Origin of the sequence: Streptomyces sp. NPDC014764, from assembly GCF_043082785.1 — a bacterium.
Taxonomy (GTDB): domain Bacteria; phylum Actinomycetota; class Actinomycetes; order Streptomycetales; family Streptomycetaceae; genus Streptomyces; species Streptomyces althioticus.
This window is the reverse complement of sequence record NZ_JBIBXY010000010.1, coordinates 146448-171577: the sequence shown is the minus strand read 5'-3', so window position 1 is coordinate 171577 and position 25130 is coordinate 146448. Positions and strand designations below refer to the sequence as shown.

Here is a 25130-nt window from a genome sequence, read left to right as displayed (position 1 = left end):
GCCGACGGCGGAGGCGTCCGGACCGGGTCCCAGGGTGTGGCGTCGAGGCCGACGGCGGTCAGTGATAGGTGGGGCGGGCTCCGTTCCCAGCGGGCAGGGGGCCCACTTCACGCGCCGCGCCGCCGCTCGACCGCGCGCGGGACGACTGGGCCTTCCGGCGCGCCCTCGATGGCGACGCGTGGCTCCCCTCCCGGGCCGGGCGGGACTCGTTCGCCCCGGGGGCCCGCCCGTCCCGTCGGTCGGGGCGCCGGGGCGGGCGCTCCGCCCGGCCCCTCAGCTCGTCGTCGCCGGCCGCTTGAACATCCGTGTCGCCGTGATCTCGCTGTGGGTCTCCTCGCCGGGATCCGGCTGGGGCAGGCCCGGACGGAGGTGCTCCTCCACGCTGATGTACTTCAGACCCGCCCGCAGGTCGGCGTCGTTGCGGAGGCGGATGACCAGCGGGAACTCGGCCAGGGCCGTGGTGTCGAACAGGCCCGTGGTGTACAGCAGCTGGACGCCGAGCGCGTCGGCGACCGCCCGCTGGAGCTCCAGAAGATAGGTCGCGTTGGCCCGGCCGATGGGGTTGTCGAGGAACAGCGTGCCGGCGTGCCGGTGCTTGTCCCTGCCCCGGTCGTTGGAGCGCAGCGCCGCCATGGTGCAGTACAGGGCGATGGCCGCGGTGAGCAGCTGGCCTCCGGAGAACACGTCGCCCATCTGGCCGACCGGCACCCGCTCGGCGCGCAGTACCGCGTCGGGTTTGAGGATCTCGACCGCCACGCCCTTGGGCCTCAGGGCGGCGGCGACGCCCCGCAGCAGCAGGGACATGCCGTCGCGCCGCAGGTCGGAGTTCTTCTTGACGGCCGCGCGGGTGGCCTCGTCGATCACCTCGCCGAGGCGCTCGGTGAGGGTGGCCTGGTCGGGCTCCTCGAAGCGGATGCGCAGGAACTCCTGCCCCGACCACTCCCCCAGGCCCTCGGGGAGCCGAGACAGCCGCTGGGCGGAGCGCAGGGTGGCGAGGGCGGACTCGACCAGACCGCGCAGCCGGTCCACGATCGAGTCGCGGTTGCGCTCCAGCTGCTCCAGCTCGTCGGTGAGCACCCGCAGCCGGGGGGCGAAGGCGTCGGCCCACTTCTTCGCGTGCTCCGGCAGTGCGGAGGCGGGCAGTTCGCGGATCTGCTGGCGGGCGGGCGTGCGGACCTGTTCGTAGCGGGTGGAGTTGGCGTGCCGCACCAGCACGTCGCTCGCCTCGCGCACGGCGGCCTCGGCGGCGGACAGGTCTGCGGCGCAGCCGCGCAGCGAACGTCGCGCCTCGGCGGCGGACCGCCGGGCGTCCTCCAGGCCGCCGGGGTACGGCTCGGGCCGTTCCTGCTCCTCCTCGACGACGTGCTCGCGCAGCAGGTCGCGGAGCATCGCGGCGATCTCGTCGAAGCCACCGGCCGCGTCCTCGGCGGCCCGGTGGGCGGCGAGCAGCTCGGCGTGCGCCTCCTTGGCCTGCCTCAACTCCTCCTCGTGTGCGGCAAGTTCGCCGGTGGCCGTGCGCAGGAGCACCTGTGCGTGCTCGGCGTCGCGCGGGACCAGCTCCTCAGGAAGCTCCGTATGCGCCTCGCCGTCGGCGGGAGCGAGGCGCTCGGCCTCACCGCGGAGCCGGCCGAGCTGCTCGCTCGCGCCGGACATCCGCGTCTCCAGGATCTGCACCAGTTCCTCGGCGCGGGCGGCGGCCGCCTGCCGGCTGGGCCCGTCGGAGCCGTCCGGCGACTGGAGCAGCTGCTCGGCGCGGGTGCGGACCTTGTTGCTGAGCCGGTCCAGCTCGGCGCGGGCGGCGCTCTCGTCGCTCTCCGCGCGGGCCTGCTCGGCGCGCAGGTCGGCCCCGACGCCGACCTTCTCGTACAGCTGGGACGCGGCACGGTAGGCCTCCCGCAGGGCGGGCAGGGACGCCTGCGGAGCGCCGTCGCCGTCCTCGGGCAGGTCGTCGGGGGCGCCGGCGATCTCGGAGCGCTCGGCGCGCAGGGTGCGGGCGGTGCGACGGGCGTCGTCGGCGGCGCGCTGGGCGGCGCGCCGGTCCTCGTCGGCGGCGCGGGCGAGCTCCAGGCAGGACTGGGCGCGGGCCTCCGCCTCGGCGGCGTCGTCAGCCAGTTCGCGCAGCTTGGCCTGCCAGCCCGCGCGCTCCCGCAGCCGGAAGGCGAGTCCGGCCAGGGCGTCGGCGGCGCGGCGGGCCTTCTGGGCGGCCTCCTGCCGTTCGTCACGGACCCGGACCGCCTCGGCGGCGGCCTCCTCGGCCTCCGCCCGCAGACTGCGCGCCTCTGCCAGCTCGGCCTCGGTCTCCTCTGCGAACGCCCGTGCCTGCTCGGCCGTGGCGGTCAGTTCGGCGAGGCGCCCGGCGGGGCAGCCGGTGCGCCACGAGGCGAGCCGGGCGGCGAGTTCGCGGTCCTTGCCGAGCCGGGCGGCCAGGGCGCGGATCTCCTCGTCCCGCTCTGCGGCGCGGGCCCGCAGCGCCTGCCGCTCCTCGTCGGCCGCGTGCTCGTCGTGCATGGCCGGGTTCGGCGGTACGAGGAACACGTCGCCGGAGTCGGCCGCCGGCGTGGGCGCGAGCAGCGCGGCGGCCGTGCCGACGGCGACGGCGGACCGGGGCAGCAGGGCGGCTTCGCCGAGCGCCTCACGGGCGCGCACGTGGGAGTCGGGGTCCGTGATGACGACGCCGTCGACCAGCTCGGGGCGGGCGGCCAGCACGCGCGCGTGGTCGGCGGGGTCGACGGCCTGGGCGAGGTAGCGCCACCCGGGGAGGGCGGGGATGCCGTGCTCGCCGAGGAACTCGACGGTGGCCAGCACGTCCGGGCCGGGCGGCAGCAGTCCGCCGTCACCGAGGGCGCCGAGGATACGGGCGTCGTCCGCGGCGGCGGTGCGCAGCTCGAACAGCTGGCGCTCGGCGGAGGACACGGCGTCGTCGAGCAGCTCACGCAACTCGTCGGCGAACCGGTCGAGTTCCTCCGCGCTCAGCCCGCCCTCGCGGGGGCCGTCGGCCCCGCCGTCGGAGTCCGTGCGCTGGCCGGGTACCGAGGTCCGCCGCTTGCCGGAGGCGCCGGGCAGGCTGAGCAGTTCCGCGAACCTCTGCTCGGCGGCGAGGCCCTCGGCGGTGCGGCGCTCGCCCTCGTGGGCGCGCTCGGCGGCGGTGGCCGCGTCGGCGGCGCGGGCGGCGGTGAGGTCGGCGCGGCTCTCGGCGGCGGCCGCCTCGCGGGCTTGTTCGGTGGCCCGTCGGGCGGTCTCGCGGGCGGTGTCCCAGGCGGCGACGGTGGTCTTCTCGGCGTCGCTGGCCGCGAGGGCGGCGCGGGCCGGGTCGGCGTCCGGGGCGCTGTCGTCGAGCCAGCCGGACCGGACGGCCTCGGCGGTCTCCTGCTCGACCTCGGCGAGCCGCTGGCGCAGGTGGCCGATCTCGCTGCGGGCGCGCTGCGCCTCGGTGGCGGCGGCGGTGGAGTCGCGGTGGGCGCCGTCGCCGGCCTCCTGGAGGGCGGCGGACCGCTCCTCCTCCTCGTTGGCGAGGTTCTCGGCGTTCCGCGCGGCGGCGTGCAGGGCGCGTACCAGGTCGACGGCGGCCTTGGCGCGGGCGGCGAGGGCCGGGGCGGCGTCCCGCTCGGCCTCCTGGATCGCGGCGGACACCCGTGCCACCCGGTCGGCGGCGGCGCGGTGCCGCAGCACGGACTCGGCGGCCTGCCAGGCGGAGTACAGGGTGCGCGCGTCGGCCAGTTCGCGCTTCTGGGCGGCGGCGGACTTCTCGGCGGCGGCGAGCGCCAGCGAGGCGTGCCGGTAGGCGAGTTCGGCGGCGACGGACGCGCTGTGCGCGCGGGCGGACTCGGCCTGCGTGACGGCGTGGGCTGCGGAGGTCACGCGGTGGGCGAGGTCGGCCGCGCGCTCGCGCTCCTGGGCGCCGCGCGCGGAGAGCCGGCGGGCGAGGGCGCGGGTGCGGCGTTCCGCGGAGGCGTGGATCTCCCGGGCGCGGGTGCGGGTCTCGGCGGCCTCGACGATCCGGCCCAGCAGGTCCACCGACCCGGCGGTGAAGTCGCGTTCGGCGATGAGTTCGGCGCGCCGGCCGAGCTTGTTGCCGAAGCCGCCGACCAGGTCGGCGAGGCCGTCGGTGTCACGGGTGTCGGTGACGGCGCGCAGCAGCAGGTCGGTGAAGTCGGAGTCCCTCTTCACCGCGAAGAGACCGGCCGCCTCGCCCTCGTCCGCGTTCATCTCCCGCTGGTAGCGGAAGAGTTCGGGGTCGAGCCCGAGGTCGCCGAGGTGTTCGGTCCAGCGCTCGTGGATCTCCTCCCAGTGCACCTCCAGGTGCGGGTAGGTCCTGCCCGCCTCGGTGAGGGCGTCACGGAAGCCCTTCATGGTGCGGCGCCGGCCGCGCGCGCCGGACTGGCCCTCGACGGGCGGACGCACGGTGGTGGCCTCCGCGACGGGGAGGCTGTCCAGGCTGAGCCCCGGTCCCGGGCGGAAGGAGTACCAGGCCTCGGCGAACTTCCGCGGGTCGTTGGAGACCTGGCGGCCGCGCCACTCGCTGACCTTGCCGACGACGACGCACTCGCCGGTTTGCACGTGCTGCCATTCGAGCGCCACATGGCCGCAGTCGTCGGCGAGGAGGAATTTGCGCAGCACGCCGGAGCTGGCGCCGCCGAGGGTGTTGCGGTGGCCGGGCAGCATCACGGAGAAGATCAGCTTGAGCAGGACGGACTTGCCGCCGCCGTTCTCCAGGAAGAGCACCCCGGCGGGCGCCGGACGGCGGGGCGGGCCGACGGGCTCGTCCGCGAAGAACTCCGCCTGCGTCGGTGCCGGGTTCGGCACGGTGGCGCCGACGCCGCGCAGGTCGAGCACGGTGTCGGCGTAGCGTGCGCCGGCCGGTCCGATGGAGTAGAGGCGGACCCGGGACAGCTCGTACATGGCGGACTCTCGTGAGGCTTCGTGGGGTGGGGGTCAGGCGGAGTGGAAGGGGAGGCCGGCGTCGGCGACCAGGTCGAGGGCGTCGCCGTCCTCGGGGGGCAGCAGGGTGGGGGTGCCGTCGGTGACGGGGACGACGCCGAGGTCGAGCAGTTCGGCCATGGCGGCGCTGCCCGCCATGTCGCGGACCTGGAGCTGGTAGCGGGCGGTGGTGCGGTAGGTGCCGCCGTTGTCGTCGCCGGTGCGCTGGAGGAAGCCGGAGTCGGTGAGGAAGGAGACGGCCTTGGCGACGATGCCGGTGGTGGATCCGGCCAGCCGACGGGCGTCCTTGGTGGCGCCGGTGGCGCTGCGCCGGGACCAGATGCGCCAGGCTGCCTCGAGTCCGGGGGCGTCGGTGGCCGGGTCGGTGTTCTCGCCCTGTTCGGCGGCCCGCTCCTCCAGGCGGTGGCAGGCCTGGCGGACGAAGGCGTCGACGCCGTTGACCGTGACGCGTCCGATGTAGCCGTCGTCGGCGAGGTCCTCGGGGCGGGGGAAGGCCATGGCGGCTACGGCGAGGTGGGCGAGGCCGTGCAGGAAGCGGTCGCCGCCGTCGGCGGAGGCGCGGCGGGCGTAGTCGCCCATGCGGACGGCGAACACGGAGTCCTCGGCGGCGGTGACGGCCATGCCGGCGCGCGGGGAGACCTCCAGCACGATCAGTCCGAGACCGGTGGCGACGGCGTCGGCGAGCCGCGCGAACGGCGGGTCCTCGCGGTAGCGGCGCAGCAGGTCGGCGTACTCCTGGTCGCGGGCGGGCTGGAGCCTGGGCTGGAGGCCGAAGGCGACGAGCCGGGCCGCGTCGGCGGCGTCGGCGGGCGTGACGGCGGTGCTCGCCGGCGTCGCCGCGGGCTCCGGCTCGCTCCAGTCGGCGTGCTCGGTCACGGTCGGAGCTCCTCGGTGCGGGCGATGTCGGTGCGGGCGGGGTCGGTGCGCGCGATGCCGGTGCGCGCTGGGTCGGTGCGCGCGGGGTCGGTGCGGGCGATGTCGGTGCGCGCCGGGTCGGTGCGGGGGATGCGGCCGCGGGAGGCGCGGGTGCGGGGTGCCGGTGTCGCGGTCATGCCGCCTCCGTGCGGTCCGCGGCCATGCCCGCCGCGTCCAGCAGGGCCGTGCCCACGATGAGGTCCGCGCCGCCGAACTCGGAGTCGTCGAGCTCGGTGCCGTCGTCCACCGCGAACAGCAGCTTCCGCTCGCCCTGGCGGTAGGCCGTGCCGACGGGCGGGCTGGCGGCGTGGACGGCCAGCAGGGCCACCAGGTAGGGCAGCTCGGGGTCCTTGCGGCGGGCCTCCGCGAGCAGCCCGGACAGCCGGCGGGGCGCGTCGGCCGGGAGGTCGAGCAGCTCGGTGGCGGCCGCGAGCTGCTCCTCGCTGAAGCGGCTGTCGTCGGGCGTGGCGATCAGGTCCGGCTCGGGCATCTCCGCGCCGAGATGCTCCCGTTCGACGGGCGGGGTCAGCAGGATCTCGACGAGGTCGGCGACCCGCACGGAGACGGGCGTGCGCAGCCCGGTGCCGTGGGCGAAGAACGCGTCGGTGACCCGGGAGGCCCGCTCCACGGGGAGCGGCAGCAGCGGGGCGAGGAGCTGGCCGTAGAGGTCGGTGCCGGCGGCCGCGGCGGGCGTGGCGAAGGCCTGCCGGTCCTGCTCGGCGCGGAACAGCGGGCCGGCCTCCAGGAGACGGGACTGGAGCTGGGTGTGGCGCCGGATGCAGTCCTTGACGATGTCCACCAGCTCGGCGGCGCGGCGCTTGTGCTCGGGGTCCTCGGATTCGTCGCGGGCCTTGCGGATGTTGGTGAGGATCGCGTTCTCGTGCCGGTAGCGGTCGGCCACGTGGTCGAGGGCCTCGGCGATCATGTCAGGCACGGCGCTGAGCCAGTCCACCGCGCGGACGTTGCGCCGGGTGGCCTCCAGGGCGCGGCGCAGGGTCTCGGAGTACTGCACGGTGCGGTAGCGGGCCTGCTCGGCGGCGAGCTGGGCGTCGGCGAGCCTGCCCCGGCTGATCAGCACCTCGAGCTTGACCTCGGCGGCGATCTGGGCGCTGGTGACGTCGGTGTCCAGGGCGCCGACCAGGACGTTGACCGCTTCGTCGGTGGTGCGCAGGTACACCGTGCCGCCGGGGCCCGGGACCTCCTCGATCAGCTTGAAGTCGTAGTCGCGGCGGACGTAGGTGCCGTCCGGGCCGAAAACGCCGTACACCGCGCGGAAGCCGCGGTCGACGCTGCCGACGTTGATCAGGTTCTCCAGGACCCAGCGGGCCACCCGCTCGTGCTCGGCGGCGGGGCGCTCGGGGGCCTGGGCGGCGACGCGCGGGAGGAGCCGGGCGACGATCTGTTCGTGGTCGGCGCCGGTGTCGAAGTCCATGTTGAGCGTGACCAGGTCGATGCCGGCGAGCGCGATCTCCGCCATGCCGTACACCGAGTACTCGCCCGCGAGATTGGCCTTGCGGGTGTCCAGGTCGTGCAGCGGCGCGGTGCACGCGAGCGCGCGCAGCCGCCGCGCCAGCCCTTCGTCGGCGGCCGGGCCCGGCGCGGGGCGCGGCCCCGCGCCGAGCTGGGGCGGAGCGCTGTCCGTCGATGCAGGCGAAGTCACGGTGCACAGACTAGGTCCTCGGTCCGACAACGGCCCAAACGAGGCAGTTGCGCCTCGGCGCCGTGACCTGCGGAACGCCCGCGGAGACCGGTTGCCGTACGGGCCTACTCCCCGTCACCCACCCGGCGTCGGTAGACCTCCACCACCCGTTCCAGCGACACGTCGAGGTAGGCGGCCAGCAGGCGTTCGGCGGCGTCCCGGTCACCCGCCTCAAGAGCCTGGAGAATCTCGACATTTCGGGCGATGTACGGTTCGTGCAGTCGCTGTGGCTCGTCCACCACGTGGAAGGCGAGCCGGAGTTCGGCGAAGACGCTGCGCATCAGCTCGGCGGTGCGCTCGCCGGAGGCGAGGGCGACGAGTTCCTGGTGGAAGTGGATGTTGGCCGTACCCACCGCTTTCCAGTCACCTTCGCGGGCCGCCCGCCGCCCCTCCTCGACCGCCTGGGCGAGCCCGTCGAGGGCGTGGGGCGGCTCGCCGAGCCCTCGGACGACGGCGCACTCGACGAGCCGGCGGGTGCGGTAGATGTCCTCGACGTCCTCGACGGTCAGCACCCTTACGAACACACCCCGGTTGAGCTCGTGGACGAGCAGTCGTTCGTGCGTGAGCAGCCGAAACGCCTCCCGGAGCGTGTTGCGGGAGACGCCGAGGGCGCCGCCGATGCTGTCTTCCGAGAGCCGGGTGCCGGGCGGGAAGAACCCTTCGGCGATGCGGCTCCTGAGGATGTCCGCGACACGCTCGGCGGTGCTGGTCCGCCCCAGCAGGGCACGGTCGCCCGCCAGTCCGCTCATCTGCTCTGCCATGCCCGGAATTCAAGCGCACCGGGAAGGACGAGACAACATGGGTATTGAAGGATCGTTCAACGATCCTCTACCTTGCTGAGGCATTGGCACGGCTCACCCCTTCCTTGCACCCCCGTCCCCCCTCTGCGAGGTGCCCATGAGCACGACCCCTCCACCGCCGAGCGCCCTGGCCGGAACCCCACGCCCCGTCAAGCCCGAGCCGCCCTCCGAGGGCGGGGCGTTCGGCTGGCTGCGCGCGCTCGGCCCGCGCGGTCGGCGCGCCTTCGGCGGTGCTTTCGGCGGCTATGCCCTGGATTCGTACGACTACTTCACGCTGCCGCTGACGATGGTGGCGCTGTCCGCGTACTTCGGCCTGAACAGCGGTCAGACCGGACTGCTGACCACCGTGACCCTGATCGTCTCGGCGGTCGGCGGCGCCCTCGCGGGCGTCCTCGCGGACCGCATCGGCCGGGTCAAGGCGCTGCTGCTGACCGTGATCACCTACGCGGTGTTCACCGTGGCCTGCGGCTTCGCCCCCAACTACGAGACGCTGCTGGTCTTCCGCGCCCTCCAGGGCCTCGGCTTCGGCGGCGAGTGGGCGGTCGGCGCGATCCTGGTCGCCGAGTACGCCGGCGCCAAGCACCGGGGCCGCACCCTCGGCGCGGTCCAGAGCGCCTGGGCCGTGGGCTGGGCCCTGGCCGTGATCGTCTACACGGCGGTCTTCTCGCTGGTCGACGGCGACCTGGCCTGGCGCGTGATGTTCTGGACCGGCGCACTGCCCGCGCTGCTCGTCGTGTGGGTGCGGCGCAGCGTGCAGGACGCGCCGGAGGCGGCCGCCGCGCGCGAGGAGAGCGCGAGCAAGGGATCGTTCGCGGCGATCTTCCGGCGGTCCCGCGCGGGCTCCCCCGGGCTGCTGCGCACCACCCTGTTCGCCGTGCTGCTCTCCACCGGCGTCCAGGGCGGCTACTACACCCTCGCCACCTGGGTGCCGACCTACCTCAAGTCCGAGCGCGACCTGTCGGTCGTGGGCACCGGCGGCTATCTGACCTTCCTCATCTCGGGCGCGTTCCTCGGCTACCTGACGGGCGGTTACCTGACCGACCTGCTGGGCCGCCGGCGCAACATCTGGCTGTTCGCCCTGCTGTCGGCGGTGTGCATCGTCGCGTACACGAACATCCCCAGCGGCGCGAACACCCTGGTCCTGGTGCTCGGTTTCCCCCTCGGGTTCTGCATGTCGGCCATCTTCAGCGGCTTCGGCTCCTACCTGAGCGAGCTGTACCCGACGGCCGTGCGCGGCACCGGGCAGGGCTTCACCTACAACACCGGCCGCGCCGTCGGCGCCGTCTTCCCCACCACCGTCGGCTTCCTCGCCGACAGCTGGGGCGTCGGCGGCGCCCTGGTCTTCGGCGCGATCGGCTACGGCCTGGCCGCGCTGGCGCTGCTGGGGCTGCCGGAGACGCGCGGGAAGGAGCTCGAGTGACCACCCCCTCCGGAGACGGCGCCCGCACCGCTGTGGACGACCGCCCCGTGGTCCTCGCCGACGACACCACGCGCGCGTGGAGCCCGCGGACGGCCCGCGCCCGGTTCCGTGAGGGCCTCGCGATCCCCACGGCGGGCGTGTCCGCCGGGTACGCCCAGGCCAACCTGGTCTCCGTGCCCGCCGACTGGGCGTACGACATGCTGCTGTTCTGCCAGCGCAACCCGCGCGCGTGCCCCCTCCTCGACGTCACCGACGCCGGTTCGACGTCCACCGTGCTCGCCTCCGGGGCCGACCTGCGCACCGATCTGCCGCGCTACCGGGTCTGGGAGGAGGGCGAGCTGGTGGACGAGCCGACGGACGTACGGGCGTACTGGCGGGACGACCTGGTGTCGTTCCTCATCGGCTGCAGCTTCACCTTCGAGTGGGCGCTCGCGGCCGCCGGGGTGCCGCTGCGCCACGTCGAGCAGGGGCGGAACGTCCCGATGTACAGGACGACGTGGCAGTGCCGTCCGGCGGGGCGGCTGAGCGGCCCCATGGTGGTGTCGATGCGCCCGGTGCCGCCGGAGCACCTCGACGCCGCCATCAGGGAGAGCGGGCTGATGCCCGCCGTGCACGGCGCCCCGGTGCACTGCGGCGACCCGTCCGCGCTCGGCGTCGACGACCTGGACCGCCCCGACTTCGGCGACCGGGTGGAGCCGGAACCGGACGACATCCCGGTGTTCTGGGCCTGCGGCGTCACCCCGCAGGCCGCGGTCATGGCGTCCCGGCCGCCGTTCGCCCTCACCCACGCACCGGGCCGGATGTTCGTCGGCGACGCCCGGGACGAGCAGTTCCGCGTGCTCTGACCGGCGCCCTCACCCGCACGGAGAAACGAAGGATCCATGACCTCGATCGATCTGAACGCCGACCTCGGCGAAGGCTTCGGCCGCTGGACGCTCACCGACGACGAGCGGCTGCTGTCGGTGGTGACCAGCGCCAACGTCGCCTGCGGCTTCCACGCGGGCGACGCCCCCACCATGCGCCGGGTGTGCGAACTCGCCGCCGCGCGCGGGGTGCGGATCGGCGCCCAGGTCTCCTACCGGGACCTGGCCGGGTTCGGCCGACGGGCGATGGACGTGCCGCCGGCCGAACTGACGGCCGAGGTCGCGTACCAGATCGGCGCCCTCGAGGTGTTCGCCCGCGCGGCGGGAACCCGCGTCGCGTACGTCAAGCCGCACGGCGCGCTCTACAACCGGGTGGTGCGCGACGAGGAGCAGGCGCGCGCGGTGGTCGACGGGGTGGTCCTCGCCGACCCCACGCTGCCCGTGCTCGGACTGCCCGGCTCACGGCTGCTGGAGCTTGCGGCGAAGGCAGGGCTCCCGGCGGTCGAGGAGGCGTTCGCGGACCGCGCGTACACCGACGAGGGCACGCTGGTGGCGCGCGGCCAGGAGGGCGCCCTGGTCACCGACCCGGCGGCCGTCCTGAGGCGCTCGGTGGACCTGGCTCGCCGCGGCGAGGTCGTCGCGCTCTCGGGGCGGCGCATCGGCATGAGGGCCCGCTCCCTGTGTCTGCACGGTGACACCCCGGGCGCGGTGGACCTGGCGCGGCAGGTGCGGGACGCGCTGGAGGCGTCCGGGGTCCACGTGGAGGCGTTCGCATGAGGACGCTGCCCGTCGGCGTGGACGCCCTGCTCGTCGAGGTCGCCTCGGGCGAGGAGGCGCAGGCGCTCCACGCGGACCTGCTGCGCCGCCGCGCCGAAGGATCCCTGACGGCCCGTGAGATCGTCCCGGCCGCGCGCACGGTGCTGCTCGACGGCCTGCCCGACCCCGCCCGCCTGGCCGCCGAACTGACCTCACGTCCGGTGCCGTCCGTACCGCCCCGCACGGCCGAGACGGTCGAGATCCCCGTGCGGTACGACGGTCCCGACCTGGCCGACGTGGCGGCCCACTGGGGTGTCGGCGAGGCGGAGGCGGCGCGGATCCACGCGGACGCCGAGTTCCGCGTGGCCTTCTGCGGCTTCGCCCCCGGCTTCGGCTACCTCACGGGCCTCCCCGCCCGCTACGAGGTCCCCCGGCGCTCCGCCCCGCGCACGTCCGTCCCGGCGGGCTCGGTGGCCCTGGCCGGGCCGTACACGGGCGTCTACCCGCGTTCCTCCCCCGGCGGCTGGCAGCTGATCGGCACCACGGACGTCGTGCTGTGGGACCACACCCGGGAGCCCGCGGCGCTGCTGTCGCCCGGCACTCGCGTGCGGTTCGTCCCGGTGGCCCCGAGCGGACCGGCGACATGACGGACCGCGCGCTCTCCGTCGTCCGGGCGGGAGCCCTGACGACCGTTCAGGACCGCGGCCGGCCCGGTCACGCCCACCTGGGCGTCCCCCGCTCCGGCGCCCTGGACGGTCCCGCCGCCGCGCTCGCCAACCGCCTGGTGGGCAACGGGCCGGACGCGGCCGTCCTGGAGACCACCCTCGACGGCTGCTCCCTGCGGCCTCGGTCGGCCGTGACGGTGGCGGTGACCGGGGCGCCGTGCCGGGTGACGGTGGACGGCCGCCCCGCGGCGTGGGGCGCGCCGGTGCGGGTGCGGGCTGGGGCCGTGCTGGACGTCGGGCCCGCGGTGCTCGGGGTACGGGCCTACGTCGCCGTGTCCGGCGGGGTGGCCGTCGAGCCGGTGCTCGGGAGCCGGTCCACGGACCTGTTGTCCGGGCTGGGGCCGGCGCCGCTGACGGACGGGGCGGTGCTGCCGCTCGGGGCGCCGACGGGGGTGCACGCGCGCGTGGACGTGGCTCCGCAGGCGGGGCCGCCGTCGGAACTCGTTCTGCGGGTCTTCCTCGGTCCGCGGGACGACTGGTTCACGGCGGAGGCCGTGCGGCGGCTCTTGTCCGGGGTGTTCCGTGTCTCGCCGGCGAGCAATCGGATCGGGGTGCGGACGACGGGGCCGGTGCTGGAGCGAGCGCGGGGGGAGGAGCTGCCCAGTGAGGGGATGGTGCTGGGGGCTGTGCAGGTGCCTCCGGCGGGGACGCCGGTGATCTTTCTCGCCGATCATCCGACGACCGGGGGGTATCCGGTGATCGGTGTGGTGCAGGCGGAGGATCTGCCTGCGGCGGCGCAGGCTCGGCCGGGGACGCCGGTGCGGTTCGTCGCGGTGCGGAGGCGTGGGCGTTCCTGAGGTTTCCTCGCCCCCGCCGCCCCTTCCCGTGCCGTCCCCGGGGCTCGGCCCCGGACCCCCTGTCGGCCCTGGCGGACCTGTCCCTCGAACGCCGGACGGGCTGGAAGCGAATCTCCCGGGGGCTCTCAGGACAAGGCCCCGGGACGAAGCGGAAGACAGCCCCTCCGGCGCTTGGGGAGAGGGGTCCGGGGCCGAGCCCCGAATCCCGCCTCCGTGCCTGGCGAAAGGAGTCCGGGGCGGAGCCACATACAGCCCCTCCGGCGATCGAGGAGCGGGGTCCGGGGCCGAGCCCCGAATCCCGCCTCCGTGCCTGCCGAAAGGAGCCCGGGGCGGAGCCACATACAGCCCCTCCGGCGACTGAGGAGCGGGGTCCGGGGCGGGGACCCGGGGTTATACGGCTGTGCCTTCGGGGCCGATTCTGCTGCGGACCGCTGTCTGGACCTCCGCCTCCTCCGCCGGGTCGGCGGCCAGGCGGCGGAGGCGGTCCACCACACGGGTGTCGCCCGTCTCGGCGTGGCGGGCCGCGATCTCGCGTGTGGTCTCCTCGCAGTCCCAGAGGCATTCGACGGCGAAGCCCGTGGGGAAGGACGGGTCGGTGGCGGCGAGGGCGCGGGCGGCGCGGCCGCGGAGGTGGGAGGAGGCGGTCTCACGGTAGATGTGCCGCAGCACGGGCGCGGCACAGACGATGCCGAGGCGTCCGGCACCGTCGACGAGGGTCCACAGGGTCGTCGCGTCAGGGCCTTCGCCCCGCACCGCCTCCCGGAGCGCCCCGAGGACCAGGTCACGGTCGCGTGTGCCGCCCCGGCAGGCGAGGACGCGGGCGGCGGCCTCGCCGAGCGCGTCGGGCCGCCGGGCCCAGCCCCGCGCCCGGTCGACGGCGGCCACACTGCGCGTGCGTTCGAAGGCGTCGACGGCGGCGTCCACGACGGCCGTCGAGCCGTCGGTCGCGGCGGCCTCGATCAGGTCGAGGGCGTCGGGATCGGCGGTGTCGGCGAGATAGCGCAAGGCTGTGCAGCGGGCTCCGTCGGAGCCGTCCCGGGCGGCCCGGACGATCTCCGGACGGTCCTCGGGCCCCGCCACGGCGGAAAGACACCGGGCGGCCGGCACATGCAGGGCGGCGCCGCGGTCCATGCCCTGCTGGGCCCAGTCGAACACGGCCTGGACGCTCCAGCCGGGGCGTGGCCCGGCGGGCCGCATCTGCCGTTGCCAGCGGTCGAAGGAGCCGGCCTCCTGGGCGGCCCGTACGCGAGTGGCGACGGCGGGGCGGGGATCGTCGGCCCACAACCGCCAGGGGCGGGGTTCGAAGGCGTCCCGCACGGTCGCGGCCAGTTCGGCCTCGCCCTCGGCGTCGGTAGAGAAGCGCGCCAGCACCGGGGCGGCGAGGGAGCGCAGGCCGGCGTCGTCGTCGCGCAGGGCGAGTTCGTCGAGGGCCCAGGCCCAGTTGCTGCCCTGGGCGGCGTACCTGCGCAACAGGTGCAGGGCGTCCTGCCTGCCGTAGGAGGCGAGGTGGCCCAGGACGGCGAGGGAGAGCCCGGTGCGTGACTCGTCGGTGCCGAGGACGTCCTCGGGGTCGAAGAGGTGCGCCTCGATCGCCTCGAGTCCGCCGTGCAGGTCGAGGTAGAGGCGGGCGTAGTACAGGGAGCGGTTCTCCACCTGCCAGTCGTGGCGCGGGTCGCGCAGCACGCAGTGGTTCAGCGCCGCGAGCGCCTCGGAGCGCGGGGCGGTGAGCGCGTGCAGTGTGCCGTCGCCGCGGCCCCGCTGGAGCAGGCCGAGCAGCGTACCGCTGGGCGCTATGACCGGATCGAACATGGGAAACAGCCTCACATCAAGCGTCGACGCAACCGGGAGTGTGGATTACCTGGCCGCGTGACAACACGTCGGGGCGCCCGCCGTTTCCTGCTTGTTGTAGACCATCTCTCTCTGCCTCTCGTCGGTGGCCCATGCGGACCGCGTCACGGCCCGCGCGGTGCGGCAACACCTGCCCAGCCATCGCGTCCGTGAATCACGTCGTCATGATGACCCGGCGGTCACATCTACCGCGACCGTATTTCGGCGGCCTTGTACCGCCTCCCCCGTTTTCCGTGTCGTCGCTGGTCGGAGCGGAGTCCGCTCAGCTCTTGCCGAACAGCTCGAGCAGCTCCGTGCGGGCGAACATCCTGGCCGTGTCGACGGCCGACGGGGTGCCCGCGGAAGGGTCGGCACCGCCCTCGAGGAGGGCCTCGACGACGTCGGTCCCGCCCTTGAAGACCGCTCCCGCGAGTGGCGTCTGGCCGCGGTCGTTGACGCGGTCGGCCTCGGCGCCGCGGGCGAGCAGGGCGCGCACCGCCTCGGCGTGGCCGTGGTAGGCGGCGAGCATCACGAGGGAGTCGCCGCGGTCGTTGGTGAGGTCGGCGGGGACGCCCGCGTCGACGTAGGCCACGAGTTCCTCGGTGCGGCCGCGCCGGGCCAGGTCGAAGATCTTGGTCGCGAGCTCCACGACCTCGGGGTCGGGGGCTTCACTCATCGCCGGACCGCCTCTCACTGCACGGGTGCACGCATCGGGAACAGGGCGTACGTCTGCACGTGGGGCAGCCGTACGGGTGAATCGCCAGGGTACTGGCTCGGGCGGCACATGAGCCGACACGGCCGAGGTAATGATCACCGCAGACACCGCGCGGCGTACAGGGCGGATATCCACCCAGTTGCACCTTTTATCGTATAGATACATTCTGTGATCAGGGAAGTACTCATGGTGACTGCCCCCGTGAACCAGGAGAACTCACATGATCATCTCGATCTCATGCGTGGTGCTGCTCGGCATCGTCGTCTTCGTCTTCTTCCGCAAGGACGGACTGAAGCTGTCGCACGCACTGGTGGCGATGCTGTTCGGCTTCTATCTGGCCAGCACGGCCATCGCGCCGAGCATCAAGGCGGGCGGCGAGAGCCTCGCCGGCCTCCTGGGCGGGTTCAAGTTCTGACCCGGCCGACCACGCCCCGCCCGCCCGCACGCACCCTCTGGAGACAGTAGTGGCCCGGCGTCCCCTTCCCCGCATCCTCAGCAACGGCAGCGCCCAGCTCGCCCGGAGCCGGGAGCTGGCCAGGACGGCGGCCGACAGCGCCACGGACGTCCTCCACCCGCTGATCACCATCACGCGCGGGCTGCGCCGACTGGCCTCGGCCGGACGGCGCAGGTGGGTCGACACGCCCAAGGACCGGCGCGGCGCGCTGCTCTTCGGTGTGGCGGCGGTGCTGCTGGCCGTGGCGCTCGCGCCGTACGGTCCGCTGCTCGCCGTCGTCGCCCTGATGGCGGCGGCGGCCTGGCACGGCCGGGACCGCACGCCCGCGGCCCCCGCCGGACCGGCCCCCGGCCAGCTGCAGCGCCTGAAGTCCCTGTACGAGGCGCTCGTGCCGTACTTCTCGGCCGGCGACGACCCCGAGCCTCTGTACGCCCGTGGCGGGGACTGGGGGAAGGTCTTCTCCGAGTACGAGTTCGACGGCGACGGCCGTCTCGCGCACCTGCTGATCTCCTACCCGGCCTACTTCACCGACGCCGAGCCCGCGTCCCGGGCGCGGATCGAGCACCTGCTCGGCGCCAAGTGCGGACGCGGCCGGGAGTACCACTTCTCGTGGGACGAGGAGGCCAACCAGCTCGCCGTCCGCGTCCTCGCCCCGCTGCCCACCGACATCGCCGCACAGCCGTTCGTCACGGCTCCCGGCGAGACGGTGCTCGGCTTCACCGACCCCACGCGCGTGCAGCGGACGCTGCCGCTGACCCACGGCGCGCACGGCGAGGAGCGGACCGACGTCCCACCGGTCGTATGGCGCACCGGCGTCCGCTCCACCGAGCCGCATCTGCTCGCCGTCGGCCAGCCGGGCAGCGGCACCTCGACGCTGCTGCGGTCCATCGCCCTCCAGGCGCTGCACCACGGCGACGTGGTGATCGTCGACGGCGGCGGGACCGGTGAGTACGCCTGCCTCACCGGGCGGGACGGTGTGCTGGCCGTCGAGTGCGCCCTGTCGGGGGCGGTGACCAGTCTGGAGTGGGCTGCCGCCGAGACGGAACGGCGGCTGGCCGCGGCGAGCAAGGCGCACCAGGCGGGTGACCCGCCGCCCGAGGACACCAAGCGGCCGTTGTGGCTGCTGCTCGACCGGCCGAGCGTCTTCACCCATCTGGCGGCGGCGGACGACGACGGCACCGATCCGCAGGCCCTGCTGATGGCCCCGTTGCGGCACGGGCGGGCGGCGAACGTGACCGTGGTGGTCGCGGAGCAGTTCGACGGGCTCGACGCCTTGGCGGCACCGGTGCGGCAGCACACGCGCGCGCGTGTCGTTCTCGGCCCCGCCACGGCGGAGCAGCTGGAGACCGTGCTGGGCGCGCCGCCGCACACCACGCCGGTGGATCAGATGCCGTCCGGCCGCGGGTACGCGCGGCTGGGCAGCGGGCCTGTCCACCGGCTCCAGGTGCCGGCGACGCCGGACCCGTACGACGACGCGACCAGCGAGGCGCACCGCCAGGCCGTCCTCGACCTCCTTCCTCCCCGCACGACGCCGGCGGACGAGGAGCCGGGTCCGGTGCCGGAGGCTGTGCGGTTGGACAAGGCGGCGACGGAGAAGGTCGCTGCGGCGGCCGGGCTGGTGCCGGAGGTGGAGGTATCGGAGCCGGCGGCTCCGGAGGGCGCGGCGGTGGCGGAGTCGTCGTCCTGAGGCGAGGGCGTGATTCCGCCGCCGGCTGCGGGCAGTCGTACCGCTTGGGACGATGGGGGCCCCCGCTCGAGCGAAGCCGCGAGTGGAGGAGGGTGGGCGCAGGCGGGCCCCGCCGAAGGCGCCGCACCCGCGGCTCACGGGGTGCCTCGCAGCCTCGTACACCGAGCGCGGCCCGTCGAGCGCTGAGCGCGCAGTTCCCCGCCGCCCCTGAAGGGGCGCCCGGCTGCGGGCACTCGTGCCCCTTGGGGCGGCACGGGTCGGCGCAGGCGGCACCCTCCCGGCGCCCCCGCCGAAGGCGCCGTACCCGCGGCTCGGGGTGCCTCGCAGCCTCGTACACCGAGCGCGGCCCGTCGAGCGCTGAGCGCGCAGTTCCCCGCGCCCCTGAAGGGGCGCCCGGCTGCGGGCATTGGAGCGCTGAGCGCTCGGCTTTCCGCGCCCCCTGAAGGCGTCGCCCTTACGCGACGAACGTGCGCGGGTCCTCCCCGCCCGTCGTTCCGCCCGTTTCCACGATCCGCGCCGCCGCCGCCAGGCGTACCGCCGCCTCCTCCGCGACCGCGCCTCCCACCGTGAACGGCAGCCGGACGTAGCCCTCGAAGGCGCCGTCCACCCCGAAGCGGGGCCCGGACGGCACACGTACCCCCACCCGCTCCCCCGCCTCCGCGAGCCGGGACCCGGACAGGCCGCCCGTGCGGACCCAGAGGGTGAGACCCCCGCGGGGCACCTCGAACTCCCAGCCGGGCAGTTCCCGCCGTACCGCGCTCACCAGTTCGTCCCGGTTCTGCCGGGCCTGCACGCGGCGCAGCTCCACCGCCTCCTCCCAGCCGCCCGTGCCGAACAGCCAGTTCACGGCCAGCTGCTCCAGCACCGGCGTCCCCAGATCGGCATACGCCCGCGCGGCGACCAGGCTGCGGATCACGTCCGGCGCGGCCCGCACCCACCCGATCCGCATCCCGGCCCAGAACGCCTTGCTCGCCGAGCCGACCGTGATCACCGTCGACCCGGCGGGGTCGAACGCGCACACCGGCCGCGGCATGTCCACGTCCTCGTCGAGCCACAGCTCGCTCATCGTCTCGTCGGCGACGAGCACCGTCCCCGCCGAGCGGGCCGCGTCGACGAGCCGGCGCCGCTGGTCGTCGTCGGCGAGCGCGCCGGTCGGGTTGTGGAAGTCGGCGACGACGTAGGCGATCCTCGGCGCGGCCTCGCGCAGCACCTGGCGCCAGCGGTCGAGGTCCCACCCCGTCAGCCCCTCGGCCATCGCGACGGGGACGAGCCGCGCGCCGGCCTCCCGCATCAGCTGGAGGATGTTGGCGTAGGAGGGCGACTCGACGGCGATGCGCTCGCCGCGTCCGCCGAAGAGATGGCAGATCGCGTCGATGGCGCCCATCGCACCGGTGGTGACCATGATCTGCTCGGGCATGGTGGCGATGCCCCGCCGGGAGTAGCGGTCGGCGATCATCGCACGCAGGGCGGGCAGCCCGGCCGGGTAGTCGCCGTGGGTGTGCGCGTACGGCGGCAGTTCCTCCAGCGCACCCTGGACGGCGCGGGTGAGCCACGGCTCCGGGGCGGGCAGGGCGGCGCAGCCCAGGTCGATCATCGAGCCCAGCGCCTCGGGCGGCAGCGGCTCCAGGCCCCGCGCCGGCACCGGATTGCCTGCCGGGACGGCGGTCCAGCTTCCCGCGCCGCGCCGTGACTCGAGGAAGCCCTCGCCGCGCAGCGCCTCGTAGGCGGCCGCGACGGTGGTGCGGCTCACGGACAGGGCGAGGGCGAGTTCCCGCTCGGCGGGCAGCCGCGCGGCGACCGGCACGCGCCCTTCGAGCACCAGCAGCCGGACGCCGTCGGCGAGGGCGCGGTAGGCGGGCGGCCGCCGGGTGCCGGGCCCTGCCGGGCGGTCCTGCTGGGAGCCGAGCAGCCGCGCCAGCTGGGCGGCGCCCACTGCGGAAGTCCACTGCGCCATTCGAATCAGTCCACCTTCCCCGGATTGGCCATGGATGACATGACCAGTCAGACTCCAGGGTGGCACGCGACGGTCCACTTTCACCATCAGGGGGCACCTCTTGGCCAGAAGCGCGCTCGGCGAGCGCCATGTCGTGCGGCGGCTGTTCCAGCTCTACGCGGGCCTGGCCCTGTACGGAGCGAGTTCGGCGCTGCTGGTGCGGTCCGGGCTCGGGCTCGAGCCGTGGAACGTCCTGCACCAGGGCCTGTCCGAGCGGACCGGCCTGTCCATGGGCGTGGTGCTGACCGCGCTGGGCGCGCTGGTCCTGCTGCTGTGGATCCCGCTGCGGCAGCGGCCGGGGCTCGGCACGGTCTCCAACGTGCTGGTGATCGGCGTGGCCATGGACGCGACCCTGGCCGTGCTGCCGGACGCGCACGGCATGGGCGTACGCGTGGCGCTGATGGCGTCGGGGATCGTGCTGAACGGCGCGGCGACCGGACTGTACATCGCGGCCCGGTTCGGTCCGGGCCCGCGCGACGGCCTGATGACGGGCCTGCACCAGCGCACAGGGGTGTCGGTGCGTCTGGTCCGCACGGCCATCGAGATCACCGTGGTGGTCACCGGCTTCGTACTGGGGGGCACGGTCGGCGTCGGCACCGTGCTGTACGCGGTGGCCATCGGCCCGCTCGCCCAGCTGTTCCTGCGCGTCTTCGCCGTCCCCGGACCCGGCGAGGGCAGCACCGTCGTCTACGCCATCCCTACCTCGACCACCCCGGACCGCTCGCCTTCGCCCACCGGGGCGGGGCCGCGGACGGCCTCGAGAACACCGTCCGGCAGTTCCGGAGCGCCGTCGAGTCGGGCTACCGGTACATCGAGACCGACGTCCACGCGACGCGCGACGGCCGGCTCGTCGCCTTCCATGACTCCACCCTGGACCGGGTGACGGACGGAGCGGGCCGCATCGCCGACCTGCCGTGGGCGGAGGTGGCGCGGGCGCGGGTGGCCGGCCAGGAGCCGGTCCCGCTGTTCGAGGAACTGCTGGAGACCTTCCCCGAGGTCCGCTGGAACGTGGACGTGAAGGCCGAACCGGCGCTGCTCCCCCTGCTGGACCTGGTCGAGCGCACCGGAGCCTGGGACCGGATCTGCGTCGGGTCGTTCTCGGAGGCGCGCGTGGTGCGCGCCCAGCGGCTGGCCGGGCCCCGGCTCGCCACGTCGTTCGGCACCCGGGGCGTGCTCGGTCTGCGGCTGCGGTCCTGGGGGCTGCCGGCCCCGCTGCGCCGGTCGGCCGTCGCCGCCCAGGTGCCCGAGGAGCAGTCGGGCGTCCGCGTGGTCGACGAGCGGCTCGTGCGGACGGCCCACGCGCGCGGGCTCCAGGTCCACGTGTGGACCGTGAACGAACCGCAACGCATGCACCGGCTCCTCGACCTCGGAGTGGATGGCATCATGACCGATCACATCGACACACTGCGCAAGGTCATGGAGGACCGCGGCACCTGGGTCTGAGACCCCCGCAGCCCCCGTCGCCCGGCGCGCTCACGGGGAAGCGAGGGCACGGGTGGACACCGACACCGTGCGGTCACCGGCGGCGGACGACAGCGCCGGACGGCGGCGGGAGCAGCGCGGCTGGTACTTCTACGACTGGGCCTGTTCGGTCTACTCCACGACCGTCGTCACCGTGTTCCTCGGCCCCTACCTGACCACGGTCGCCGAGGCCGCGGCGGACGCGGACGGGTTCGTGCACCCGCTGGGCGTACCGGTGCGCGCGGGCTCCTTCTTCGCGTACGCCGTGTCCCTGTCGGTGGTGGTGGCGGTGCTGGTGATGCCGCTGGTGGGGGCTGCCGCCGACCGCACCGGGCGCAAGAAGCCGCTGCTCGCGGCGGCCGCGTACACCGGCGCCGCCGCCACCGCGGGGATGTTCTTCCTCGACGGCGACCGCTATCTGCTGGGCGGTCTGCTGCTCGTGGTGGCGAACGCCGCGCAGTCGGTCGCGATGATGCTCTACAACTCGTACCTGCCGCAGATCGCGCGGCCGGAGGAGCGCGACGCCGTCTCCTCGCGCGGCTGGGCCTTCGGCTACGCGGCGGGCGCGCTGGTCCTGGTGGGGAACCTCGTCCTCTACACGGGGCACGACAGTTTCGGCGTGTCCGAGGGCATGGCGGTGCGCATCTGCCTGGCGTCGGCCGGGCTGTGGTGGGGCGCGTTCGCACTGATACCCCTGCGCCGGCTGCGGGACCGCCGAACGCCCGCGCGTGAGGCGGCCCTGCCGGGGTTCCGGCAGCTGGCGGCGACGATCCGCGACATGCGCCGGCACCCGCTGACGCTCGCCTTCCTGCTGGCCTACCTGGTCTACAACGACGGCATCCAGACGGTGATCTCCCAGGCATCCGTGTACGGCTCGAAGGAGCTCGGGCTCGGGCAGTCGACGCTGATCGTGGCCGTGCTGCTGGTCCAGGTGCTGGCGGTGGCCGGCGCGCTGCTGCTGGGCCGGCTGGCCCGGCGGTACGGCGCGAAGCGCACGATCCTCGGCTCGCTGGTCGCCTGGACGCTGACGCTGGCCGCCGGGTACTTCCTGCCGGCCGGCGCGCCGGAGTGGTTCTTCGTGCTGGCCGCCGGGATCGGCCTGGTCCTCGGCGGCAGCCAGGCCCTGTCCCGCTCCCTCTTCTCCCATCTGGTCCCTCCCGGCAAGGAGGCCGAGTACTTCTCGGCGTACGAGATCAGCGACCGGGGGCTCAGCTGGCTCGGGCCGCTGCTGTTCGGTCTGACGTACCAGCTGACCGGCAGCTACCGGGACGCGATCCTCTCGCTGGTGGGCTTCTTCGTCCTGGGATTCGTCCTGCTCGCGCGGGTACCCGTACACAGGGCGATAGCCGACGCGGGCAACCCGGTGCCCCAGCGGATTTAGCGTTCGGCGCGAAAGGGCGGTAGTGTACGCGTTTGGCCTGCCAGGCGTACCGTTACTGCGCGTCAAAGATGCCGAACCGCTGTGTGACATCTGTGACTAGATGTGACAAACCGGGCGTCGGTGGGTACTGCACTGGTTGACAAGGGCTGCGGCCACGACGGCGACACATGACCCGGAACGGATCTCCGACCGGGAATCTTTACCGCCGACCGGACGTTGACCGGATGACGACGACAGCGACACCTGTCCTGTGGGCGACAAGCCCGGGAGGCACGATTCATGAGTGAGCGAGCTCTTCGCGGCACGCGCCTCGTGGTGACCAGCTACGAGACGGACCGCGGCATCGACTTGGCCCCGCGCCAGGCCGTGGAGTACGCATGCGAGAAGGGGCACCGCTTCGAGATGCCCTTCTCGGTCGAGGCGGAGATCCCGCCGGAGTGGGAGTGCAAGGTCTGCGGTGCCCAGGCACTCCTGGTGGACGGAGACGGTCCGGAGGAGAAGAAGGCCAAGCCTGCGCGTACGCACTGGGACATGCTGATGGAGCGGCGCACCCGTGAGGAGCTCGAAGAGGTCCTCGAGGAGCGTCTCGCCGTTCTGCGGTCCGGTGCGATGAACATCGCGGTGCATCCGCGGGACAGCCGCAAGTCGGCCTGATCCCGGCGGGAGCCCGCCCGAACGCACAGAGACAGGACCGAGGGCGCCGTACACGTACGGCGCCCTCGGTCCTGTCTGCGTGCCCGGACACGTCCGGGCCTGCCCTACTTGGTCAACGGTGGCCGCGGTCCCTCCGGGCTGCCGCTGCCGGGCTCGTCCCTGATGACCTCTCCCTGGACCACCTTGCCGTCAGGGCGGCGCATACGGGCCTGGGTGAAGGCGTCCCCCAGCGGGCTCTGCGCGGCGGCCTCGCGGAGCTTGCGCTCGAAGGTGCGCTCCGCGTAGCGGCTGACGGCCTTCTGGACCGGCGGCACCAACAGGAGCAGCCCCAGCGCGTCGGAGATCAGACCCGGCAGGACGATCAGCAGACCGCCCAGCATCGTCAGCCCGTTGCCCTCGCTGCCGGACCGGGCGCCCGGGGTCACCGGTCCGCCGCTCTGCTGCTGTTGCACGGTCTCGGTGAGGTTCCTGAAGGCGCGGCGGCCGGCCCGCTTGATCACGTACGAGCCGAGGACGATGCCGGACAGCAGGATCAGGAAGACCACCAGGCCGCTGGACGCGCCGGCGACGAGGGTCAGCAGCCAGATCTCCAGTACGAGCCATGCGGCGACGCCGAGCGGCAGCCACGTGCGCAGCCGGGAGCGCCGGGGCCGGGCGGGGTACGGGCTCTGAGCACCAGTCGTCATACTCCCAGTGTGCCTGGGTCCTGCTCAGCACGGGATAAGCGGGCCCGTGGTCCGGTGGTCCCGCAGCCCGGGTCTACGGCTCGGAGCGCTCGGAGCGCCCTGCGTCCGCCGTCGTCTCCTTGACCGGGACGCCCTTCCCGGCGCGGGGCCGGCCGGGCTTGTTGTCTTCGGCGCGACCGAGAACCTTGCCGACCCTCTCCCCCACACCCCAGGCGGTGACCCGCCACAGCGCCTCGACGAGGATGTCCTTGCTCATCTTGGAGTCGCCGAGCTCGCGCTCCACGAAGGTGATGGGCACCTCGACGACGTGGTAGCCGGCCTTCACCGCGCGGCGGGCGAGGTCGACCTGGAAGCAGTAGCCCTGGGAGGCGACCTCCTCCAGGCCGAGGCCCTCCAGCGTCTCGCGGCGGAACGCGCGGAAGCCGCCGGTGATGTCCCGCAGCGGCAGGTCGAGCGCCATGCGCGAGTAGAGGCTGCCGCCGCGGGAGATGAACTCGCGGGACTTCGGCCAGTTGACCACCCGACCGCCGGGCACCCAGCGCGAGCCGAGCACCAGGTCGGCGCCCTTGAGGGCGGTGAGCAGCCGGGGCAGTTCCTCGGGCTGGTGGGAGCCGTCGGCGTCCATCTCGATCAGTACGCCGTAGCCGTGCTCCATGCCCCAGCGGAAGCCCGCCAGGTAGGCGGCGCCGAGGCCTTCCTTGCCCTTGCGGTGCAGCACCTGGACGTGGTGGTCCCCGGCGGCCAGTTCGTCGGCGAGCTTGCCGGTGCCGTCGGGGCTGTTGTCGTCGGCCACGAGGACGTGCGCCTCGGGAACGGCCTTGCGCACGCGTCCGACGATCGCCTTGATGTTCTCCGCCTCGTTGAACGTGGGGATGATCACCAAAGCCGTACCGAGCGGGCCGAATTTCCGCCCCTGGGATCCTGCCGCGAGGGTCCCGCCGCCGTCGTTCACTGCTGCCCCTTCATGTCCTGTGCGCAGGAACCCACCTTAGTGTGCACGGCCTGCCGTGACGTGACAGGACGTACATACGGTGGTGTCGTTTCCCGATCATCGGGTAGGCACATCTTCTTCCACCGGGTGCGCGCGGACGGCGGGTGGGGGCCCGGCGCCCTTCGGGCCGGCCCGGGACCCGCCGGCTGCGGATCACCTGGAGCCGTTGTCTACTGAGCGCCCGGGCCCCACCCGGGGTCGCACCTCCCCGGCCGTCGGACACGTCCCTCGGCCCCGCGCCGCGCTGAGCCTGGCTCCCAGCGACGGTGCCCCGGTGCGGCACACCGTCCCTGACCCAGCGGCGCCGGCCCGAGTGGCCGGACGGTCTCCGGTCGGGCGTCCGGTGGTGGACCCGGCCGAACCTACCG

At 74.2% G+C, this 25130-nt stretch carries 19 protein-coding genes and 2 pseudogenes; 11 read left to right on the top strand and 10 right to left on the bottom strand.

The window, feature by feature from the left end; translation table 11 throughout:
* Nucleotides 1-273: 273 nt before the first annotated feature.
* The 5 genes from ACF1AG_RS23655 to ACF1AG_RS23635 form a co-directional block, all read right to left on the bottom strand.
* Nucleotides 274-4899: a hypothetical protein gene (locus ACF1AG_RS23655; protein ID WP_391810358.1), complete on the bottom strand. Its 4626-nt coding sequence runs from the start codon at nucleotides 4897-4899 to the stop codon at nucleotides 274-276.
* 33 nt (nucleotides 4900-4932) lie between these two features.
* Entirely contained in the window at nucleotides 4933-5814 is an 882-nt protein-coding gene (locus ACF1AG_RS23650) for a hypothetical protein (protein ID WP_359603156.1), read from the bottom strand.
* Nucleotides 5811-5990: a hypothetical protein gene (locus ACF1AG_RS23645; protein WP_391810357.1), complete on the bottom strand. Its 180-nt coding sequence runs from the start codon at nucleotides 5988-5990 to the stop codon at nucleotides 5811-5813. Before ACF1AG_RS23645 ends, ACF1AG_RS23650 begins: the two co-directional genes overlap by 4 nt.
* Complete coding sequence (locus tag ACF1AG_RS23640) at nucleotides 5987-7513, bottom strand: hypothetical protein (protein WP_391810356.1); 1527 nt, start codon at nucleotides 7511-7513, stop codon at nucleotides 5987-5989. Before ACF1AG_RS23640 ends, ACF1AG_RS23645 begins: the two co-directional genes overlap by 4 nt.
* 104 nt (nucleotides 7514-7617) lie before the next feature.
* Nucleotides 7618-8313 (bottom strand): GntR family transcriptional regulator, encoded by a 696-nt coding sequence (locus ACF1AG_RS23635; protein ID WP_391810355.1) that lies wholly within the window; start codon nucleotides 8311-8313, stop codon nucleotides 7618-7620.
* Nucleotides 8314-8449: 136 nt separating this feature from the next.
* Here ACF1AG_RS23635 and ACF1AG_RS23630 point away from each other — a divergent pair, with 136 nt between their 5' ends.
* Genes ACF1AG_RS23630 through ACF1AG_RS23610 form a run of 5 tightly spaced genes read left to right on the top strand, consistent with a single transcriptional unit; the run spans nucleotide 8450 to nucleotide 12913 of the window.
* A complete protein-coding gene (locus ACF1AG_RS23630; protein ID WP_391810354.1) occupies nucleotides 8450-9772 on the top strand; it encodes an MFS transporter in 1323 nt (440 codons plus the stop codon).
* On the top strand, nucleotides 9769-10617 hold the full coding sequence (locus tag ACF1AG_RS23625) for a putative hydro-lyase (protein WP_391810353.1): 849 nt from the start codon (nucleotides 9769-9771) through the stop codon (nucleotides 10615-10617). Before ACF1AG_RS23630 ends, ACF1AG_RS23625 begins: the two co-directional genes overlap by 4 nt.
* Before the next feature lie 36 nt (nucleotides 10618-10653).
* Nucleotides 10654-11412 (top strand): 5-oxoprolinase subunit PxpA, encoded by a 759-nt coding sequence (locus ACF1AG_RS23620; protein ID WP_359752441.1) that lies wholly within the window; start codon nucleotides 10654-10656, stop codon nucleotides 11410-11412.
* Nucleotides 11409-12038: an allophanate hydrolase subunit 1 gene (locus ACF1AG_RS23615; RefSeq protein WP_359608141.1), complete on the top strand. Its 630-nt coding sequence runs from the start codon at nucleotides 11409-11411 to the stop codon at nucleotides 12036-12038. Before ACF1AG_RS23620 ends, ACF1AG_RS23615 begins: the two co-directional genes overlap by 4 nt.
* Entirely contained in the window at nucleotides 12035-12913 is an 879-nt protein-coding gene (locus tag ACF1AG_RS23610) for a biotin-dependent carboxyltransferase family protein (protein WP_391810352.1), read from the top strand. Before ACF1AG_RS23615 ends, ACF1AG_RS23610 begins: the two co-directional genes overlap by 4 nt.
* 390 nt (nucleotides 12914-13303) lie before the next feature.
* Here the strand turns inward: ACF1AG_RS23610 and ACF1AG_RS23605 are convergent, their stop codons facing one another.
* Both ACF1AG_RS23605 and ACF1AG_RS23600 read right to left on the bottom strand, forming a co-directional pair.
* Nucleotides 13304-14722 carry a HEAT repeat domain-containing protein gene (locus ACF1AG_RS23605; protein WP_391810351.1) on the bottom strand — a complete coding sequence of 473 codons (1419 nt, stop codon included), beginning with the start codon at nucleotides 14720-14722 and terminating at the stop codon, nucleotides 13304-13306.
* A 301-nt stretch (nucleotides 14723-15023) separates the two neighbouring features.
* Complete coding sequence (locus tag ACF1AG_RS23600) at nucleotides 15024-15416, bottom strand: ankyrin repeat domain-containing protein (RefSeq protein ID WP_359607132.1); 393 nt, start codon at nucleotides 15414-15416, stop codon at nucleotides 15024-15026.
* A 259-nt stretch (nucleotides 15417-15675) separates the two neighbouring features.
* On the opposite strand from ACF1AG_RS23600, the gene ACF1AG_RS23595 reads away from it, so the two are divergent.
* Both ACF1AG_RS23595 and ACF1AG_RS23590 read left to right on the top strand, forming a co-directional pair.
* Nucleotides 15676-15870 (top strand): hypothetical protein, encoded by a 195-nt coding sequence (locus ACF1AG_RS23595; protein WP_024887312.1) that lies wholly within the window; start codon nucleotides 15676-15678, stop codon nucleotides 15868-15870.
* Nucleotides 15871-15919: 49 nt separating this feature from the next.
* The gene (locus ACF1AG_RS23590) at nucleotides 15920-17596 is read left to right on the top strand and encodes a hypothetical protein (protein WP_359607134.1); all 1677 of its coding nucleotides are present in this window, start codon (nucleotides 15920-15922) and stop codon (nucleotides 17594-17596) included.
* 454 nt (nucleotides 17597-18050) lie between these two features.
* Here ACF1AG_RS23590 and ACF1AG_RS23585 read toward each other — a convergent pair whose 3' ends face one another.
* Nucleotides 18051-19550, bottom strand: a complete 1500-nt coding sequence (locus ACF1AG_RS23585) for a PLP-dependent aminotransferase family protein (protein WP_359607135.1) — start codon at nucleotides 19548-19550, stop codon at nucleotides 18051-18053.
* A gap of 100 nt (nucleotides 19551-19650) precedes the next feature.
* Here ACF1AG_RS23585 and ACF1AG_RS23580 point away from each other — a divergent pair.
* The 4 genes and pseudogenes from ACF1AG_RS23580 to ACF1AG_RS23565 form a co-directional block, all read left to right on the top strand.
* Nucleotides 19651-20277 (top strand): annotated as a pseudogene (locus tag ACF1AG_RS23580) (YitT family protein); the annotation flags it as partial.
* Nucleotides 20274-21032, top strand: a pseudogene (locus ACF1AG_RS23575) (glycerophosphodiester phosphodiesterase); the annotation flags it as partial. The pseudogenes ACF1AG_RS23580 and ACF1AG_RS23575, both read left to right, overlap by 4 nt.
* A 52-nt stretch (nucleotides 21033-21084) precedes the next feature.
* Nucleotides 21085-22431, top strand: coding sequence for an MFS transporter (locus tag ACF1AG_RS23570; protein WP_359607140.1), 1347 nt, complete (start codon nucleotides 21085-21087; stop codon nucleotides 22429-22431).
* Nucleotides 22432-22710: 279 nt separating this feature from the next.
* Nucleotides 22711-23085, top strand: coding sequence for an RNA polymerase-binding protein RbpA (locus tag ACF1AG_RS23565; protein WP_003977404.1), 375 nt, complete (start codon nucleotides 22711-22713; stop codon nucleotides 23083-23085).
* Between the two features lie 104 nt (nucleotides 23086-23189).
* Here ACF1AG_RS23565 and fxsA read toward each other — a convergent pair whose 3' ends face one another.
* Together fxsA and ACF1AG_RS23555 are read right to left on the bottom strand one after the other, a co-directional pair.
* Complete coding sequence (gene fxsA, locus ACF1AG_RS23560; protein ID WP_387796856.1) at nucleotides 23190-23771, bottom strand: FxsA family membrane protein; 582 nt, start codon at nucleotides 23769-23771, stop codon at nucleotides 23190-23192.
* Between the two features lie 73 nt (nucleotides 23772-23844).
* Nucleotides 23845-24723: a polyprenol monophosphomannose synthase gene (locus ACF1AG_RS23555; protein WP_387796854.1), complete on the bottom strand. Its 879-nt coding sequence runs from the start codon at nucleotides 24721-24723 to the stop codon at nucleotides 23845-23847.
* Between the last annotated feature and the right edge of the window lie 407 nt (nucleotides 24724-25130).

Excerpts from the sequence above, each read along its gene's own strand:
- ACF1AG_RS23655 (WP_391810358.1), bottom strand. The coding sequence starts at position 4,899 with ATGTACGAGCTGTCCCGGGTCCGCCTCTACTCCATCGGACCGGCCGGC.
- ACF1AG_RS23645 (WP_391810357.1), bottom strand. The coding sequence starts at position 5,990 with ATGACCGCGACACCGGCACCCCGCACCCGCGCCTCCCGCGGCCGCATC.
- ACF1AG_RS23635 (WP_391810355.1), bottom strand. The coding sequence starts at position 8,313 with ATGGCAGAGCAGATGAGCGGACTGGCGGGCGACCGTGCCCTGCTGGGG.
- ACF1AG_RS23630 (WP_391810354.1), top strand. The coding sequence starts at position 8,450 with ATGAGCACGACCCCTCCACCGCCGAGCGCCCTGGCCGGAACCCCACGC.
- ACF1AG_RS23620 (WP_359752441.1), top strand. The coding sequence starts at position 10,654 with ATGACCTCGATCGATCTGAACGCCGACCTCGGCGAAGGCTTCGGCCGC.
- ACF1AG_RS23615 (WP_359608141.1), top strand. The coding sequence starts at position 11,409 with ATGAGGACGCTGCCCGTCGGCGTGGACGCCCTGCTCGTCGAGGTCGCC.
- ACF1AG_RS23610 (WP_391810352.1), top strand. The coding sequence starts at position 12,035 with ATGACGGACCGCGCGCTCTCCGTCGTCCGGGCGGGAGCCCTGACGACC.
- ACF1AG_RS23605 (WP_391810351.1), bottom strand. The coding sequence starts at position 14,722 with ATGTTCGATCCGGTCATAGCGCCCAGCGGTACGCTGCTCGGCCTGCTC.
- ACF1AG_RS23600 (WP_359607132.1), bottom strand. The coding sequence starts at position 15,416 with ATGAGTGAAGCCCCCGACCCCGAGGTCGTGGAGCTCGCGACCAAGATC.
- ACF1AG_RS23595 (WP_024887312.1), top strand. The coding sequence starts at position 15,676 with ATGATCATCTCGATCTCATGCGTGGTGCTGCTCGGCATCGTCGTCTTC.
- ACF1AG_RS23585 (WP_359607135.1), bottom strand. The coding sequence starts at position 19,550 with ATGGCGCAGTGGACTTCCGCAGTGGGCGCCGCCCAGCTGGCGCGGCTG.
- ACF1AG_RS23565 (WP_003977404.1), top strand. The coding sequence starts at position 22,711 with ATGAGTGAGCGAGCTCTTCGCGGCACGCGCCTCGTGGTGACCAGCTAC.
- fxsA (WP_387796856.1), bottom strand. The coding sequence starts at position 23,771 with ATGACGACTGGTGCTCAGAGCCCGTACCCCGCCCGGCCCCGGCGCTCC.